13 protein-coding genes are annotated in these 18,651 nt (G+C 46.6%); 7 read left to right on the top strand and 6 right to left on the bottom strand.

Going from position 1 to position 18,651, the window contains the following annotated elements; translation table 11 throughout:
* Positions 1 to 63: 63 nt before the first annotated feature.
* From A8C56_RS05485 to A8C56_RS05475, 3 genes are read right to left on the bottom strand one after another with little or no spacing between them, the layout of a single operon-like run.
* On the bottom strand, positions 64 to 480 hold the full coding sequence (locus A8C56_RS05485; RefSeq protein WP_067753116.1) for a molybdenum cofactor biosynthesis protein MoaE: 417 nt from the start codon (positions 478 to 480) through the stop codon (positions 64 to 66).
* 9 nt (positions 481 to 489) lie between these two features.
* Complete coding sequence (locus tag A8C56_RS05480; RefSeq protein ID WP_067753113.1) at positions 490 to 732, bottom strand: MoaD/ThiS family protein; 243 nt, start codon at positions 730 to 732, stop codon at positions 490 to 492.
* A 15-nt stretch (positions 733 to 747) separates the two neighbouring features.
* Positions 748 to 1,509, bottom strand: a complete 762-nt coding sequence (locus A8C56_RS05475) for a sulfite exporter TauE/SafE family protein (protein WP_067753111.1) — start codon at positions 1,507 to 1,509, stop codon at positions 748 to 750.
* A 449-nt stretch (positions 1,510 to 1,958) separates the two neighbouring features.
* Between A8C56_RS05475 and A8C56_RS05470 the strand changes: the two genes are divergently transcribed.
* The 7 genes from A8C56_RS05470 (at position 1,959) to A8C56_RS05435 (ending at position 11,442) form a co-directional block, all read left to right on the top strand.
* On the top strand, positions 1,959 to 2,918 hold the full coding sequence (locus tag A8C56_RS05470) for a Dyp-type peroxidase (RefSeq protein ID WP_067753108.1): 960 nt from the start codon (positions 1,959 to 1,961) through the stop codon (positions 2,916 to 2,918).
* A gap of 65 nt (positions 2,919 to 2,983) precedes the next feature.
* Positions 2,984 to 3,904 (top strand): DnaJ C-terminal domain-containing protein, encoded by a 921-nt coding sequence (locus A8C56_RS05465; RefSeq protein WP_067753105.1) that lies wholly within the window; start codon positions 2,984 to 2,986, stop codon positions 3,902 to 3,904.
* 10 nt (positions 3,905 to 3,914) lie between these two features.
* Positions 3,915 to 4,202 carry a chaperone modulator CbpM gene (locus tag A8C56_RS05460; RefSeq protein ID WP_067753102.1) on the top strand — a complete coding sequence of 96 codons (288 nt, stop codon included), beginning with the start codon at positions 3,915 to 3,917 and terminating at the stop codon, positions 4,200 to 4,202.
* A gap of 95 nt (positions 4,203 to 4,297) precedes the next feature.
* The gene (locus tag A8C56_RS05455; RefSeq protein ID WP_067753099.1) at positions 4,298 to 4,732 is read left to right on the top strand and encodes a VOC family protein; all 435 of its coding nucleotides are present in this window, start codon (positions 4,298 to 4,300) and stop codon (positions 4,730 to 4,732) included.
* Between the two features lie 651 nt (positions 4,733 to 5,383).
* Positions 5,384 to 6,235: a helix-turn-helix domain-containing protein gene (locus tag A8C56_RS05445; RefSeq protein WP_067753093.1), complete on the top strand. Its 852-nt coding sequence runs from the start codon at positions 5,384 to 5,386 to the stop codon at positions 6,233 to 6,235.
* A gap of 69 nt (positions 6,236 to 6,304) precedes the next feature.
* Positions 6,305 to 10,366, top strand: coding sequence for a hybrid sensor histidine kinase/response regulator transcription factor (locus A8C56_RS05440; protein ID WP_067753090.1), 4,062 nt, complete (start codon positions 6,305 to 6,307; stop codon positions 10,364 to 10,366).
* A gap of 137 nt (positions 10,367 to 10,503) precedes the next feature.
* Entirely contained in the window at positions 10,504 to 11,442 is a 939-nt protein-coding gene (locus A8C56_RS05435) for an ROK family protein (RefSeq protein WP_067753087.1), read from the top strand.
* Positions 11,443 to 12,174: 732 nt separating this feature from the next.
* Here A8C56_RS05435 and A8C56_RS05430 read toward each other — a convergent pair.
* The 3 genes from A8C56_RS05430 to A8C56_RS05420 form a co-directional block, all read right to left on the bottom strand.
* Positions 12,175 to 13,545, bottom strand: coding sequence for a sulfatase family protein (locus A8C56_RS05430; protein WP_067753083.1), 1,371 nt, complete (start codon positions 13,543 to 13,545; stop codon positions 12,175 to 12,177).
* 116 nt (positions 13,546 to 13,661) lie between these two features.
* Entirely contained in the window at positions 13,662 to 16,862 is a 3,201-nt protein-coding gene (locus A8C56_RS05425) for a chondroitinase family polysaccharide lyase (protein WP_067753080.1), read from the bottom strand.
* Positions 16,863 to 17,105: 243 nt separating this feature from the next.
* On the bottom strand, positions 17,106 to 18,650 hold the full coding sequence (locus tag A8C56_RS05420; RefSeq protein ID WP_067753078.1) for a sulfatase family protein: 1,545 nt from the start codon (positions 18,648 to 18,650) through the stop codon (positions 17,106 to 17,108).
* Position 18,651: the final 1 nt, after the last annotated feature.

Genomic DNA, 18,651 nt, shown 5'->3' with positions numbered 1-18,651 from the left:
GTAAAAAAGACGGCTCTATAAATTTAATAAAAAAAAACAACAGTAACAGGAAAGCTGCGGTTCTTATGCATGCGCCGACACCCATTCTTCGCCGTCCTCAAAAACTTCTTTTTTCCATATAGGCACTGTTTGCTTCAGCGTATCAATGGCGTAGCGGCAGGCATCAAAAGCCGCTTCCCGGTGCGGTGCGCCTGCTACAATGACCACAGCAATATCCCCTGTATATAAAATACCGGTGCGGTGTTGAATGACAATGCTCCGGGCAGCATATAAACGAATAGCTGCCTTCGCAATTTTCTTCATTTCCTTCAACGCCATCGGTTCATAACATTCATACTCCAGCCGCAGCACTTTTTTGTTGTTGGTGCTGTTCCTTACAACGCCGGCAAAACTAACCACACCGCCACATGCTGCATCTGTTGCGCTGCTGATGCAGGCAGCAGTATCCAGTGGCCGGTCAGATATAATTACATCAATCATACATTCTTTTTACCCGCCGCTTACCGGTGGAATAACGGCTATTTCATCATCCGGGTGAATGACCTGGTCGTCGCCGGCATATTCATTATTTACAGCAATCAGGCAGGTGCTTAATTTCTTCAAAGCCGGGTAAGAAGCTGCCAGCCCGTTTTTTAATTCCAGTACCGTAGCTCCATCATGCAGTTCCCTGTGCACGGATGCTGCCCCGAAGATCTCTTTTACAATACCAAATGCCAATACAGCTATTTCCATTTTTTATAACCCGGTTTAAAAAAACAAAGGTAAATGTTTGAACAGAACTTCCACCCCGGCGCCCAGTACCAACAGGGCCGTCAGGCGGCGGATGACCAGCGGGTTGAATTTTATGGCCATCCGGGATCCTGCCTGTCCCCCGATAAAAACCGCCAGGCATAACAGAACGATCCTGTAATAATTCATCTCCCCGGGAAGCTTTGTAAGCTGCCCTGCAATACCCGCCACAGAGTTTACCAGTATAAACAGGCTGGCAGTGGCTGCTACTTTCTGCGGCGTATCCCATTTCATTAAATTCAGTACCGGCGAAAGAAAAATACCGCCACCAATGCCTACCATACCCGATAAAAAACCGATAGCACCCCCCAATGCGCCGTTCTTTATAAAGCTGCTCTTTTGCGGTTCCTTTATATCAGCAATGGAAGCAGGGCTGCTCTTTATCCATAACAGAACGGCTGCAATAACCAGGCTGCACCCGAGAATAACAAAAAAAACATCCTGGCTGATGCGCACAATTGCGCCTAAATACGCCATCGGCACGCTCAGCACCACAAGCGGAAGGATCTTTTTCCAGCGTACCTGATGATTCTTTATATAAATATAAACACCACCGGTAACCACTATAATATTGCATATCAGCGCTATTAAACGCAGTTCTTTAAAAGGAAGCGCATACAGGGCCAAAACCGCCAGGTAGCTGGATCCGCCGCCAAACCCCACAGAAGCATAAATAAAAGCGATGATCCCAAAAAAAAGCAATAATTCCCAGTGCTGCATGGTACAGGTATCAACAATTTTAAATCCGGTGCTGACTGTTACAAAGATATACCTTCTGCAAAAGGAAACTTTTGAAAAGACATACCGGTTTTCCCGGAAAAATCTGCATTATTGTCTTTTAATGCAGGAACCCGTTAAATTCCGCCCATTATATAAGTCAATTCTTTAGTAAATTGTATTGTAATACTGCCCAAAAAGCGGTGCTTATTGAATGGTGTACAATAATAATTATTATAATATTAAGAGGAAACAATTGTTCCTGTTAAAAACGGTGAAAAAAATATCGAATATTATTAATCAATCCCACGGATATAAAGACAACGGATAATAGCTGCTAAATTTGTTCAAATTTGATTACCGGAAAGATCACAGGGCAATGCAGTTATGGGTGGGGCCCGCAGCCAACCTGCCATAGCGGCAACTGCTGAAAAAGAATATGAAAAAAGAATATGAAAAAAGAAACAGTATATGAATCGCAGAATGTAACGGATTATCCCAATAACAATACAATATTTTCCGTTTGGAAGTTTAAAGAGAACGCCGACATCCGGCCGGTTTTTGAAAGGCTTTGCGCTTTGATAGAAAATCTGAACCATTCCTTTACGATACGCGTGGCCGATGGCAGAACCAGTTGCGTGATGGGGGTGGGTCATGACGCCTGGATAAAACTGGGATTGCCGCAACCGCTGCCGAAAGAGCTGAAAAATTTTGAGCCCATTACAGGCACAAAACACACAGCTGTGGCCACCCCGGCCGATCTTCATTTTCATCTGAGGGCCATTAATGCGGGCATTTGCTTTGATATGGCAACCGACATAGCGGCTGTGCTGAGCCCCGTGGCTCTTTGCCTGGAGGAAGTACACGGATTCAGGTATTGGGACGGGCGCTCTATTATTGGTTTTGTAGATGGCACCGAAAACCCGATCGGCGGGGAACGCCGGTTGTTTGCGCTGGTAGGCGATGAAGACCCCGTTTACAAAGGCGGCAGTTACCAGTTTGTACAGAAATACCTTCACAATATGCAGGCCTGGGAAAGCTTAACCACAGAAGAACAGGAAAGGGTGATCGGGCGGTATAAATTAAGCGATATTGAAATGACGGATGCGGTAAAGCCTTCCAACTCGCACAGCGCCCTTGCCGGCATAACGGATGAGCAGGGCAACGACCTGAAAATCGTCCGGGACAATATGCCATTCGGGCATCCTTCCAAAGGTGAGGCAGGCACTTATTTCATTTCCTATGCCAATACCTTCAGCACCACAAAAAAAATGCTTGAAAATATGTTTATCGGAGATCCTCCGGGGAATTATGACCGGTTGCTGGATTTCAGCACAGCGCAAACAGGATCCCTGTTCTTTGTGCCCACAATAGAGATGTTAGATCAGTATTCCGCCGACCCCGGCTCATAAAAGGGATCGGGCACCGGCTCAGAGCAATCAGTAATACGGAAGACTACCTGAAATTTTTTGAAGTGATGGATTATATTGATTATTATAAAATTTTAGGCGTAAGCAAAAATGCATCCGCGGATGAAATAAAAAAGGCTTACCGGAAATTGGCCCGCAAGCATCATCCTGATCTGAACCCCAATGATCCGGGTGCAGGAAAACTATTCCAGCAGATCAATGAAGCAAATGAGGTGTTGAGCGACCCGGAAAAAAGAAAAAAATACGACCAGTACGGAAAAGACTGGAAACATGCAGAGCAGTTTGAGGAAGCCCGGAAACAACAACAGGCGGCAGGCGGTCACCCGTTCGGAACTGGCGGCAATCCTTTCGGAAATGGAGGGGAATACTATTCTTTTGATGGAGACGAAGACGGCGATTATTCCGATTTCTTTGCCTCCCTGTTTGGCAACCGTAGCGGCAGGGGCACACAAAACCGGTTTAAAGGGCAGGATTACCGGGCAATGGTACAGGTAAATTTATCCGAAGCCTGCAAAACGCACCAGCAAACATTTACTGTTAATGGAAAAAACATCCGGATCACCGTGCCTGCAGGAATAGAACATGGCCAGGAAATAAAAATAGCAGGCTATGGCGCACCGGGTGTAAACGGCGGCCCCAACGGCGACCTGTATATTACCTTTGAAATAAAAAACGACACGCATTTTACACGTAAAGGCAATGACCTTTATGCCGATGTGCCGCTGGATCTTTATATAGCCCTGCTGGGCGGAGAAACAACCACAGACACTATGGGTGGAAAGGTAAAATTAAAAGTAGCTCCCGAAACACAGAACGGTACAAAGATCCGCCTGAAAGGAAAAGGTTTCCCCGTTTATAAAAAAGAAGGCAGCTTTGGCGACCTGTATATCACTTACCAGGTACAGGTACCAACAAAGCTTACCGCAAAAGAAAAAGAATTATTTGAACAGCTGGCAAAGGAACGCTAAAAAAACAACGATGGAAAAAGCAAAAAGAATATCTGTAGAGCAATGCTGTATCTATTATAAGATTGAGGCCTCTTTTGTACAGGAGCTGGATGAGCATGGCCTGATCCGCCTGACCCGTTCCGGTAAAAAGAATTTTATTGCGTACGAACAGCTGACAGATCTTGAAAAGTACATGCATCTTTATTATGACCTGGACATTAATATGGAAGGAATGGAAGCCATCATGCATTTGCTGAACCGCATGCAGGATCTTCAGCAGGAAATAAGAAAGCTGCAAAACCGGTTGGGCGAAAACTAAACGTAACAGAAATTGCTGTAAAAAAAAGAAACGGCTGATCAATACCCGGTCAGGAACCGCAATAAGAAATTCAACACCTTAAAAAAAATCACGCAATGGCAACAACAAACACATACCTCACCTTTAACGGCAATTGTGAAGAAGCCTTCAACTTTTACAGATCCGTATTTGGCGGCAACTTCAGCCACCTGGCACGGTTCAGCGAACTGCCGCAGCAACAGGGATATACCGTTACCGATGCCGACAGGAACAGGATCATGCACATTTCACTGCCCATTGGCGCTTCGGTGCTGATGGGTTGCGATATGGGCCCGCAATGGGCGGCATCGCTTGTGCAGGGAAATAATTTTTCCGTGTCTGTACTGGCCGACAGTAAAGCCGAGGCGGAAAAGCTGTTCAGCGGCCTGGCAACATACGGGCAGATAACCATGCCGCTTGCCGACACGTTCTGGGGCGATTTTTTCGGGATGATCATCGACCAGTTTGGCATTAACTGGATGATCAGCTTCAACGAAAAGTCGCAAAAATAACTGATAGTGTACAACTGGATTTCAAAACAGCCTTAACAGGATATGTCTTCTGCAGATCGCGCATCGGCCGGCGAGGCAGGGAATGACATGACACTGATCATTATATCTGCCATCCAGGCGGGCTGTTACTGACAAGTGTTGTATTATTTTGAAGATCAATAATATATAGTTTCGTCATTGGTAGCGAAGCGGAGTGGAGAACAATTTCACCGAAGGTAAATCTCTATAATATTAAAGACCCCTCGACTGCGCCCGGGATGACGATTAAAAAAATTGCCATCCCAATCAGCTTAAATGCAACACCTTTATTTGAGGCTCACCATGACAGCTGCTTTGGCAACTTAACTGTTATTTTCAACGGTAATAAATATAAATGCTTTCAGGATTGCCTCAGGCTGATAGTACTTTTTGATCACCCCCTGCATCCTGAAGTTTTGGAAAGCAGCGCTCAAACTATTATGATATTAAAGCTATTTTCACTTATTCATACAAAGAAGACTACTTACCGTATTCCTGTTAATAGCGTATTTTTATTGCTCCGGCAATGGCTGTAGGAGCCTTATGACAGAGCTCACAAACCCACCGGGTATTTAATTGTGAAACAATGCTGCGGTATCTGTAAAAGCTTTTAAAACAGATCGTGCTTTTGATATGAGAAAAAAAACGAAAAACTATGCCCCGGTAAAGGGCACTTCCATCCAATCCGGAAAAGGAATCTATGTCAGCTATCTGGAGCTTGGAAACGGGAGCGATTGGGAAACCGGCGCGGACAATTTGTTCGCGCTGGTGCTGTTTCAAAAAGGAAATGGCACCCATTCCATCAATGCTGAAGATTATACAATAAAAGCAAAACAGATCCATATACTGTATCCCGGGCAAAAGCAGCAATGGAAACTGCAGCCACCGGTAAAAGGGCAGTGGCTAACCATAAAACGGGCATTGTTGGAAACCTTCCCTGCTGCACTACAGTTCCCTTTTTCCGAGCACAATGCGCACCCGGTGCTAAACCTGGATATTACCGCTTATCAGAAGATAAGCGCTGAATTCTTAGCCATTAAAAAAGAGCTGTCCACAGCTACCATCTTCCTGGAACTGGTCAATGCAAGATGCAGGCTGATCTGCTTAATGATCAACCTGTGGATGGAACACCAGTTTGGCAATACGCCTCCCTCCTGTTCAGGTTCCGCATCCTATAAGTTCCATTCCCTGGTGGAAAAGCACTTTACAACACAGAAATCTGTGGCATTCTATGCGCGGCATTTGCACATAACACCTAATTACCTGGGTATTATTTGCAGAAAACAGTATGGAATGTCTGCGCTGGAATTCATACAGGAACGGGTGCTGCTGGAAGCAAAGCGTTTGTTGCATAGCTCCGGTATGTCCATAAAAGAAATAGCATTTCATTTAGGATTCCCGAACCCGGCCTATTTTGGTTACTTCTTTAAAAAGAAAACAAGCCTTACCCCAAAAGAATATAAAATTTTGCTGAATAAATCCTGAAGCAGCAACAGGCATATTTTGATAGCGCTGTTTTCATAAAACAAAGCTGAATTTGCCTAATTTTAGCCTATGATGAAAAGAGAGGTAGTTTTGAAGCTGCTGCTTTTCTGCTGTTTACAGATAAGCAACTTCATTCACGCACAATCCGTTCCGGATTATACCAAAAACAGATATTTCAGGACCATTTCTATAGACCAGGGATTATCGCAAAGCACGGTATTTGCCATCCAGCAGGACCGTTCAGGTTTTATATGGGTAGGCACACAGGATGGGCTGAACCGGTATGACGGCAAAACATTTACAGTATACAGGCCGGCAAAGGAAGACAGCAGCAGCCTGTTCTCCAGCTATATCAGAAGCCTGTTTGTTGATAAGGAGGGCATGCTGTGGATCGGGGGCAATAAAGGGATCAGCTGCTATAATTATAAAACGGAGCGCTTTAAAAATTATCCCCTGCCGGTAAAGCCGGGGGAATGGTTTATTTCCAGCATTACAACCGACAGGGAGCATCGGATATGGATTGCTTCAAATACAGGCGAGATCTATTACCGGGATCCGGAGCAGAACCGTTTTGTGCCTTTTCATTACAATGTACCCGGGCAGGCTGTTGCCAATATTCAGCAGTTGATGTTCGTCAGCAACGATCTGCTCCTGGCAACAGATAAAGGGGTCTGTAAAATAAACAGGATTTCCAAAGCCGCCGGAAGGGTGCATCCCGGACGCATCAGTGCCCGGATCAACAGCCTGCTGCTGCAGGAGGGCCGCCTGTGGATGGCCTCGGAAAGTGACGGTCTGTTCTGTCTTGATCTAAAGAGCGACCAGCTTGCCAGGTACGTTCATGAACCGCAGGTAGCAAACAGCCTTATTGATAATGACATAAGGAGCCTCGCTGTTGATGAGAGCGGCAATTTATGGATCGGGACCTTCAGGGGTTTGTCCATCTTTGACGGACAGCAGGGCACTTTTACCAATTTTGAGCATCAGGCTACAGGAGACTATACCTTAAGTCAGAACTCTGTACGGTGTATTTTCCGCGACCGCCAGAACGGGATGTGGCTGGGCACGTTTTTTGGCGGGCTCAACTACTATCACAAAGACGATATTAAGTTCAATATCCTCAGCCAGAATACAGGAACCGTTCTGCTGAACGACCAGGTTGTAAACATTATAAAGGAAGACCCCGAGCAGGATATCTGGATCGGCACCAATGATAAGGGCATCAATTTATGGAACAGGCAGACAAACACCATTTCCTACTATTCCCATAAAGAATCCGGCGGTAACTGCATCAGCTCCAACAACATTAAGGCCCTTGCTTTTGATGCAAACGGGAATACGTTCATCGGTACTTTTAATGCCGGGTTGAATATTCTGAATAAAAAATCAGGCACTATAAAAACCTATGTGCATGATCCGCATAACCCGGCTTCCATATCCGGTGATATGGTACATGCATTGCTCAGGGACCGGCAGCAGCGCATTTGGGTAGGCACCCGCTCGGGCCTTGACCGGTGGGATGCGGAAAGGCAGGCCTTTGTTCATTACAATCAGGATCCTTCCGGACGAAGGCTTAGTTCGGACATTATTACTTACCTGCTGGAAGACCGGAAAAACAGGATCTGGGTCGGCACCATCAATGGGATCAATATTTTTACACCGGACAACGGGAATTTTGAGGTATTCCCGGGCAGTATGCTGTCTAATGAGCTGGTAACCTGTATTGCAGAAGACCAGCTTGGCCGGGTATGGGTGGGCACACGGGATGGGTTAAACCTGTTTGACGAACAGCATCATAAATTTGTGCCCTATTCCGGCCCCGGTAATGCCATAAAAGGCATGATCTACGGGATCCAGCCCGACGATGACCAGGGCATATGGGTTTCAACCGGAAAAGGGCTGGTAAAACTGGAGCTGCAGCTGGGTAAGCTGCAACTGTTCAACAGCCAGACAGGCCTTGGCAGCAACCAGCCTGGGTTTCCTGCGTTCTGCAAAACAAGCGACAGGATGTTATTGTTTGGAGGGCTGAACGGCATCATTTATTTTTATCCCCGTTCTGTTATGCTGAAGCCGTTTCACCTGGCGGTTTCTTTTACAGGCCTTGATGTTTTTAATACACCCGTTACGCCCAATAGCAGCTCCGGCATTTTAAAAGAATACATTAATGATGCAAAGTCCCTCAGGCTGGCACATGAATACAAACAGTTCACCATCTTTTTCAATGCGTTCAATTATATCGCCCCCGGCAGTATAAAATATTATTATATGCTGAAAGGGTTTGACTACGGGTGGCAGTTGTGTGAGAACATACCCAAGGCCACGTATAGCAATCTAAAGCCCGGCAGCTATACGTTTCTGGTAAAGGCAACCGGGCCTTTGGGAGAAGAAAGCGGTGTACGCTCTTTGAAAATAACTATTTTGCCCCCCTGGTGGCGCAGTAACGGGTTTTACCTGCTGGTGCTGGCAACGCTGGCGGCAATGGCATATATTGCCTGGCGCATTATCCGTGAGCGCATCAAAGCAAGGAACGCCTTAGCCATAGAACGGAGCGACCGTGAAAGATCAGAATACCTGAACCAGATGAAAATGGATTTTTTCACCAATGTGTCCCATGAGTTTAAAACACCGCTCACGTTGATTATTGCACCTTTAGAGGAAATGCTGGGCAGGCCGGTACCGGAAAAAAAGCTAAGAAAGTACCATGAGCGTATGCTGTCCAACGCAAAACGTCTTTATCAGCTGGTAGACCAGTTAATGGAATTCAGGAAAACCGAAAAGGGCATAAAAAAGCTGGAGTTATCTGAAGGTGACATTGTTGCTTTTCTGCATGAGATCTACACCTGCTTCCTGGAATTATCCGGGCAAAAGAACGTGAAGTATTATTTCAAATCCACCCAAAAAGAGCTGATCTGCCACTTTGATAAAGATGCTATTGAAAAGATCTGCAATAACCTGCTGTCTAATGCTTTTAAATATACGGCGCCGGGAGATACCATTGAGCTCAGCTTTTACCTGAGGAACGAACAAATGATCTTAACGGTACGGGATACGGGCGTGGGAATTGCCCCGGTTGATCATGAGCGGGTCTTTGAACGGTTCTACCAGGTACAAAGTAAAGAAATGAGCATGGGCTCAGGTGTAGGTCTTGCATTTGCCAAAAGCCTTGCGGAACTGCACCATGGCACCATAACCATAGAAAGCGAGCCCGGCCACGGAACAGCCTTTATTGTTGCTATTCCCCTGAACCGGGAGCAATACCAGGCGGATGAGTTCAGACCTGAAAATCATTTTGAGCTGCTTCTTGACAACCTGAATGCCCTGAACAAGGAGCTGCCGGAAGGCGTGGAACCATCTTCCGATAATGCAGGCAATGTGCAACATTTGCTTATAGTGGATGATAATCCGCAGATTGTGGAATACCTGACGGGGTATTTTGAGCGGCAATTCAGAATCAGCAAAGCGTTTAACGGGGAGGATGCACTAAAGATCGTTGAAGCCGGGGATATTGATATCATCATCAGTGATGTAATGATGCCGGGCATAGACGGCATCCAGTTCTGTAAAAAGATCAAACAAAACATCATCACCTGCCATATCCCCATTATCCTGTTAACGGCCAAAAATGAAACAACGAACCAGGTAAAGGGACTGGAAGCCGGAGCAGATGATTATGTGACCAAGCCTTTTTCCGTGCCCCTGCTGGAAGCCAAAGTGCAGAACATTATCCGCTCCCGCCGGAGGTTAAAAGAATATTATTCCTCTGCCACCGAGATCATACCGGAAAATATTGCGCTTAATACGCTGGATGAGGAGTTCTTGCGCAAAGCAATTGACATTATTGAAGAAAGCCTGATCGATCCGGAATTTTCCGTATTAAAGCTCAGCAGGAAGATCGGTATGAGCCGGTCAAGCCTGTACCTGAAGCTAAAAGCGATCACCGGAGAATCCACAACGGATTTTATCAAACGCATCAAGTTTAAAAAAGCCGCAGAGCTGCTGGAGCGTAAAGAACATTCCGTTACCGAGGTGGCTTATTTATCCGGCTTTAGTTCCTTATCCTATTTTTCAACCTCATTTAAACAATATTATGGTTATTTGCCTACAGAATACGCAGCCCAGAAGCAAACCGAGTAGCTACAATGCAAAAATCAACCATTTCTAAAGAAATTAAATCATTTTTGAAACCGCTTTTTTGCTGCCTGTCTTTAATTTGACAAACAGAGCCAGCACGCCTGGTCTTTTAAAATTGAAACTCATATACGGTGACAGGAATGTACGCGATAGCCATTGATGTAGGCAGCACTTTTATAAAATGCGGCCTGATCAATGTAAAAGGGGAAATTGTATATACTTTTAAAATGCCTTCCAGGGATATACTGACAGAAGGTGAAATTATTGCGCTGATCAATGCCGCAGTGCGGAAATGCGCCAGCCAGGCGGAAAAACAGGTGCTCGGGATCGGCATCGGTTTTCCCGGAATCGTGGAGAACAACATTATTGTGGGTGGGGCTGATAACTTACCGGGGTTCAGAAACGTTAACCTCGGGGCAATCGTGGCAGCTTCCACAGGGCTGAATGTAATAGTAGATAATGATGCCAATATGATGGCCTGGGGGGAAATGCAATACGGATCCGGTAAAAACTGCTCGGATGTTGTATTCCTGACCGTGGGTACAGGGATCGGCGGCTGCCTGGTGATCAACAATAAATTGTACGGCGGGTTCAGGAATACGGGAGCAGAGCTGGGCCATATTGTGATCAATTTTAACGGGCCTGAATGCTCCTGCGGAGGCAGGGGCTGTTTTGAAGCCTATGCGTCTGTAAAGGCACTGATCCGTGACTATGCTGCGCTTACAGGTATTTCCCCGGCAGACCTGAACAGAAAGCTCCTCATAAAAAATTACCTGCTGGGTGAAGAGGCAGCTATAACAGCAATGAAGCAGCACTTCAACTATATGTCTGTGGGCATTGCCAGCCTGGTTAATATTTTCAGCCCGCAAAAAGTAATTATCGGCGGGGGCATTGCCGAAGCGGGCGATTTCTATGTACCTGAAATTACCCGGAGGGTACTGCAAAAAGCCATGCCCGATACCAGCAGCCATACAGTGATCGTCCGGGCACAAACGGGCGACAATGCCTGCCTGCTGGGCTGCGCCAGCAGGGTCTTCTCCACCCCTGTTCTTTTTCAATCCAATTATACCAGGAAATAGAAAATAAGGAGCTGTATTGAATATCTTTTACCTGATTACCTGAGCAGTTTCGCCTTGCCTGGCATAGGCCGTGCCTATGGCACTCAATGATCTTGTCTCCATCCTTTTTGCCGGAATAAATTCCGGAGTTGCCCGATGAAAACAGGCCGGCGGCCTGCGCACCTAACCAATAGAATAGCGATGCGAGGGGCAGCGCCTCGCTTTATTGTACAACCATGAACTTTAGTTCGCTGTATTATCCTGCAACCAGAAGCTGAGAGCCAGCGGCTCGGCCCATAAATCAAACTTGTCTTGGACAGGCCTCCCGCTTTGCGGGACAAGTTGTGCATCGCTGTAACTCACACATTACAGCTGCAAAGTGATGTTCCTGTACCCGCCAGGAGACCAGCATTTCGCCTGACGAAACATAGACAAGCAAGGAGTTAGCCTTCGTCAAGCTGCTAATGACAGATTACGTTATACGTTGAAAACCAATCCTACTTTAGTCATGCTGAATTTATTTCAGCATCTATGTATATGATCACTCAACAGCCCCTGAAACAAAAACAGATCCCGGAACAGGTCCGGGATGACATCTTCAGGGTGGCCCGTAAGAATAATTGTCATTGCCCCATCCGAACTTTCGGATGATTTTGTTTTACAAATGGAAAACTCAGGCTGACATTACTTTTTGGCCAGCCCCTCACATGCCAAAGTAGCAAAGTGATGTTCCTGTACCAGCCATGAGCGCTTTTACAAGGCATCCTTCACAAAAGGGTCTGCATTTTTGATGCACCAGGCTTTTAAATAATGCCTCATTGCCTGTAATTTGCCTTTATACGGGGCTTTTACCGCCAGGTTATTCATTTCACCGGGATCTTTAGACAAATCAAACAGTTGCTCCCTTGTGGCGCCTTTATTATATACGATGTATTTAAAATCGTGCGTGATCACTGCACGCCCGTTAATGCCCAGCAATTTTTCATTATCTGCAAAGTCCGTCTCTATTACCAGGGTATCCCGTAAAGGGGCAGCAGGGTTGGCGATCCTTTTGCTGATGTCTGCCCCTTTCAGATAAGCCGGTGCCTTTATGCCTGCAAAACCGCAAATGGTAGGGATCATATCCGTACCATTACACACCAGCTGGTCATCTGTCCGGGGCTTCCATGCTCCCGGTCTTGAAATAATAAAAGGCACCCGGGCCGTTTCCTCGTACAAGATCTGTTTCTGGTTCCAGCGGTGCGCTGCATAGCCATCTCCGTGATCTGATGTGAAGATCACTATCGTATTTTTTTCTACATTATATTTTTTCAGGGATGCCAGTACCATTCCAATGTACTGATCTGCTTTTTCCACCAGCCGGTTGTACGCCCAGCGGTATTGCCGCCATTGATCCCGGGTCCAGTTTACGGTAGGATAAGTACGGAAACTTACTTTTTGCTGCTCCCTTACGATCCGGGGTTCATTGGCCGGAATGGCCCAGTTAGCGGGCAGCTGCGGGCATTGATCCGGTGACGGGGCAGCGGCCAGCAGGTCCATCTTCAACGCATCGCCTCTTGCCCATTCGCAGATATCGTGCGGATTTAAGAAGGAAGCTACCAGCAAAAACGGCCGTTCCTTATTTTCTTTTATAAACCGGGCGCAATAGGAAGGCGTGGCCGCATCGTTGTAATCGAGGAAGCGGGTATTTTCTATAAACTGAAACCCATGCTGGCTTACTTTACCGGCGGGCATGGGCAAATGCCACTTTCCCACGTAGCCTGTTTGATACCCGCCCTCCCTGAATATTTTGCCCATCATCAGCAAACTGTCCGGCCATTGGCCGTCTTTTTCACTGGCATTGCCCACAAAGCCTGTTTCAAAAGGCATACGGCCGCTGAAGATGGCTGTACGCGATGGAGTGCACAGCGGCTGCGCACAATAAGCCCTGGTAAAGCGCACACCATTTGCGGCCAGCAGATCCATTGCCGGTGTGTGCAGATCTTTATTCCCTGCATTGCTCATGGCATCAGCCGTTTGCTGATCCGTGATAATGATAAGAATATTGGGCCTGCGGGCTTGCTGTCCGTTTGAGATAAGACAGCCGCAAAGGACTGCCCATAAAAAAAACAACTTTTTATACATTGGTCAATTATTACTGGTTATAGAATACAAACTATTGTTATGTTAACTATAAAATGCAGGGCAATGCCAAATGAAAAATCATGCTTACTCGACACTATTTTATATTTTACTATTTCCTAATCCTCTCCTTCTGTACTTTCTTCCCTATGCTGTAAGGGCAGATCAATACTTTCCCCATCCCTGCAAAACAAGGAAAGAACCGTATTTCCATTCCTGATCACAGCACTCATCAGCTTACCTGTATAGTTTGCAGCATACCAGGCTCCCTTTAAGGTAATGGTGACCACACTGCCTTTTGCCCAGGCATTGGTAATACTGTCCGGCATATGCGACATATTATGATTCCATCTGGCCTGCCCGATATCGGGGTTGGCAATGGTAAGCAGCATACCATCCGCTGCTTCTTTCGCCATCGCCAGCAGCGGAGCGCTGGTGGTTAACAGAACGCCTTTTAAAGAAGTATGGGCTTTATAAATAGCATAGGCTGTAATGCCGGAAGCTTTATGCTGTATAATATGTACATCATTATTTTTCTCCAATACCGTATAACTTTTCTTTTCAAGATAGGGGTGTAATGCCGCGGCATCTGTGTTCATTACAACTTCATACTCATATCCCTGGTCTTTGGGATGGCAGCCATGGTCAATACAGGCTTTTATATAGCGGGCACTTACCGGCTGATATGTTCCTTTAACAGACCGGTAGGAATTTTGCATTGCCTGCTGCAACACAATGTGCTGTCCTTTGGGAATAATGTATTGTAACCCGTTCTGATCCGTAAAGTATCCCCCATCGGCCTTTTGCTCTGGATTTGTAGGATCGTCCACCACCTTCCCGTTGAAATAATTCATCCGGTGCTCATTAACATGGTATTGAAATAAAGTGGTAACGGTATTATAACGGCTGTCCTTGTTGCTGATGCCGGAACCCAGGCAGATGATCTCATTACCAATGAAGAAATAGGATTTCTTTGCCCGGAAGGAGCTGTCGAATAAAGACCGGTCCTCATCCGGAAACACATCGTCCCTCAGATCCAATGCAAACAGCCCGTTGCCTCCCTGCTGCAGCCCGCTTGCAATAACGCTTTCAGAAAAGTTCCGGTGCTTACCTTCTATATATTTGTTATCCGCTTTTGGAAAGTACAGCATTTTATCCGCAGGCAGCATTTTGGTAGTAGCTCCCGGCAGCATCGACCAGTCGAATCCATCGTTCATATCCATACCCAGGGAATCGAACCCGTTCCGCTCATCTCCCTGTGCCATGATCAGCATCCCATGGCTCAGATAGCGCCCCAGGTTATTTTCGCCTTTACCCGCTTCATAGTCCCAGACATATTTATTATACCCTTTTACCGTAGCAAACGCCTTCTTATACCGGTAGGCCATCAGCCCGGAATAAGGCAGCACCACCACACCGTCTGCAGGGCCCTGTATGTTTGTTTTTGACTGCTCGTGCGCACGCACCATCAGGTCCAGCGTGCCAAAAGTACCGGAGTAGGTAAGCGCCGGAAGGAGCATTTTATTAATTGCTGCCGGTGGAGCAATGCCGTAAATATAATTAAAAAGCGCCGCAAGGTTCCTGTCGGCTATGGTATCCTTCGTCATGCTCATGTAGGCAAATGCGGGCAGGCAATCCCCGTCAATAGCGCTGTTGTTAAGCGGGAACCGCCCTCCCGCCCCATAATGGATCTGTACCCCAAAAGCAATGGCTGCCTGTCGCTGCAATGCCTGCTTAATATTGGCTGTAGATTGTGCCGACATTGCATACGAAGTACCGCTCAACAGCCAATGGATGAGTGCCATGGTATTTACGGCATTGGTACCATACACATTGAGGTAAGTGCCCCGGTGATGATAGATGGAAAAATCAGGTTTGAACGTATCGCTGTAGCCGGGAGCTACCGATGCCACGTAATCCATATAATCTTTAAAACACTGCAGCATTTCCTGTTTACGGGCATCATTCTCCATCAGTAAAATGGCGATCAGCTTTACCAGCGCCCCGCCACGTACCTTATCCGAATTTTCACCGCGGGTGTGATCAATATGCAGCATGCTGCCCAAACGGGTATGCCAGGCCAGCATATCTACCTCTGGTTTTAATTTGTTCAGCGCATGGAGCTCATTTCTCAGCAGGAAAACAGCCGTAGCAATCGGCGTCAATCTTATTACATGATCAACAGTACCTAAGGCGCTGCCACTGGCCCAGCCCTGGTCCAGGAAATAGTCCAGCACCTGTATTAATTTTTCTTTTGATGCAGCGCTCCCGTTCAGCCGGTAATCTGCCGCCAGCGGAAACAGCACATCCTGTGCTACGTTATCAAACACCCGTCCTTCCGGTGCGGAATGCTCATCTCTGATTGCGAATAAGGGCGCACCATTTACGGTACCGTTTGTACTTTTCAACTGCAACTGCTCATATACTGAAAGCGCCCCTTTTATTTTACCTTCAAGCTCTTTTTCAATACCGGTGCCGCGCCGCTTCCAGTCGTCTGTTCTATCGCCCAGTATCAGGAACTCCAGCCGGGCAGCGATCCGGTCACTTTCCTTTTCCAGCAGTTGCTTATTGACCTGCTGATTATATACAGCATTCGTGTACACCCGGAAGGGCTTCAGTATTTCATAGCCATCCGCAGAGCGCAGGTTGCGTTTATTGTTGACAAACTGCAGATCTGAGTTTCTTTTGTTAGACACGAAACTGAGCAGCAGCAGATGATCAATAAACAACCTGCCTTTATTTTTTTTCATATGCTGCGGAAAAGCAACCATGGCCTGCATGTCATCACTGCCGCTGTAATCTTTTACCCGGGCATCTTCTTCAAAGCAGACCCATACGGTACGCCAGCCCGTAAAATCAAGGTTTACGGCAAACCGGTATTTAGGATTCATACGGGCCGCTGCCACACTGCTGCCCACCTGGAAGACGATCTGTCCTGATGAAGGCTTTTCCTGGTACAGCCATATTTTCATTCCCCCGTAACGGTCTTTAGGGTAAAAGGATGGTTCATATACTTCAGGAATACCGCCCGGGTAAACGGCTCCGGCTTCTTTTAAACCTTTTAAGCCGGCTATTTCCAGCATTGCACCCGTTTGCCAGCTCCATTCCAGTGAGCGTTGACCGTCTTTATAATGCGCATCCGAAAAAGAAAGGTTGCCGTTCTGTGCCTTCCATCCTTCAATATCCTGATCCTTCTCAAAACCATACTGCGCCGTGATGATCTTTGTGGCCGCTGTTTCCTTTGGCTGTGCAAAAACCACAGCACCTGGTACGCTGAGCACCACAGCAGCCAGAAGCACTATAAGAATTGTTTTGTTCATCAAAATCACTTTTTATAAGGAACTGATATCACAATTATCATTTTCCGGTCAGTGCGGACACTGACCGGGGCATTGCCGTGGTTTGTGCCTGCCTGCCCCGACAGGTAGGTCCTCACAAACCATTTGATAATAAAATTGATACCAGCTTATTTTCACAATCATTGCTTTCAAAAGCCGCCAGGCACGAAAGTTTGAAACCTTCCTATCCTATTTACCTGCCTGATGGCCTACCCGCAGCCGCCGTTAGATTGCCCGGGCAAAAATGGCTGCAGCTTCTGTGTCTTTATATGCTGTTATCAATTTTAGCAGCTTCGCTTTCAGATCAGCTATTACAGGTTTTGAGCCCGGCTCATCATAAATATTATGCAGTTCGTGCGGATCCTTTTGCAGGTCGAACAGTTCCCAGCTTTCCACACGTTTGTAAAACCGGATGAGCTTGTATCTTTTTGTCCGGATGCCAAAATGGGGCGATACGGAATGTTCCCCGTTCTCATAATAGTGATAATACATTGCATCGCGTGCCGTATAGTGCTGATTCTTCAGCAGCGGCAGGAAGGATCTGCCCTGTACCGGGGCCGGAGCTTGTCCTTTGCCCGCCTCGATCAACGTAGGGGCAAGATCAATATTCATTATAAAATCGTTGATGGCCGTACCCGGTTTTATAACACCCGGATAACGCATCACCATAGGCGTTCTAAAAGATTCCTCATACATGAACCGTTTGTCGAACCAGCCATGCTCTCCCATATAAAAACCCTGGTCCGACATATAGATCACGATCGTATTTTTTGACAGCCCGTTTTTATCCAGGTAATCCAGGGTCTTGCCAATGTTCCGGTCCATGGAAGCTGCCGTAGCCAGGTAATCTTTCAGGTACCGCTGGTACTTCCATTCTGTAAGCGCGCGCCCTTCCGGTCTTTTTGCATCGAGGTCTTTTTTGATCTTTGCATAATAAGCAAACCATTTTGCCTTTTGATCTGCATTCATCCGTTTTATATTATCCTCAAAGGTGGCCGAATCCGCAGGATCATACATTTTCAGGTCATGGCCCATCCGCATGGTTTTGGCAATGGTCATATCCTGTACAGCCGCAGCCTTACGGGTGGCGTAATCATCATAAAAATCGTGCGGCAGGTCAAAGGTCTTATCGTCAAAACTTCCCAGGTCTTCCAGGTCCGGCATCCATACCCTGTGCGTGGCCTTATGGCCTATGATAAGACAAAAGGGCTTTTGCCGGTCCCGGTGATCCAGCCATTCGTTTGAGAGGGCTTCAATAATATTGGTAACATAGCCTGTATATCTTTTTTGCACATTGCCGGACCGTATAAAATCCGGATTATAATACTGGCCCTGCCCTGGAAGAATATTGTAATAGTCAAGCCCCTGCGGAATGCTATCGCCTAAATGCATTTTCCCGATCCAGGCAGTCTGATAACCGGCGGCCTGCAGTGCTTTTACAAAGCTGGGCTGGTTAAAATCAAAATTATAGCTGATGTTGTCTTTGAACCCGTTTATATTGCTATACGTGCCTGTAAGGATGCTGGCGCGGCTTGGCCCGCAAAGGGAATTGGTTACATACGCGTTATTAAAGATAGCGCCCTCTTTGGCCAGCCTGTCTATATTGGGCGTTTGTGTCAGCCTGCTGCCATAGGCACTTATGGCCTGGCAGGCATGATCATCAGAAATGATTAAAACAATATTCGGCTTTTGACCAAAAATATTGACAGCGGTAAAAAAAAGCAATAAAAATGTTAGCGGCAGGCTTTTTATTTTTTGTGTAATAGTCATA

Origin of the sequence: Niabella ginsenosidivorans (genome assembly GCF_001654455.1) — a bacterium.
GTDB lineage: Bacteria > Bacteroidota > Bacteroidia > Chitinophagales > Chitinophagaceae > Niabella > Niabella ginsenosidivorans.
Note: the sequence above shows the minus strand (reverse complement) of the source record. Positions and strands in the feature narration are given on the sequence as shown.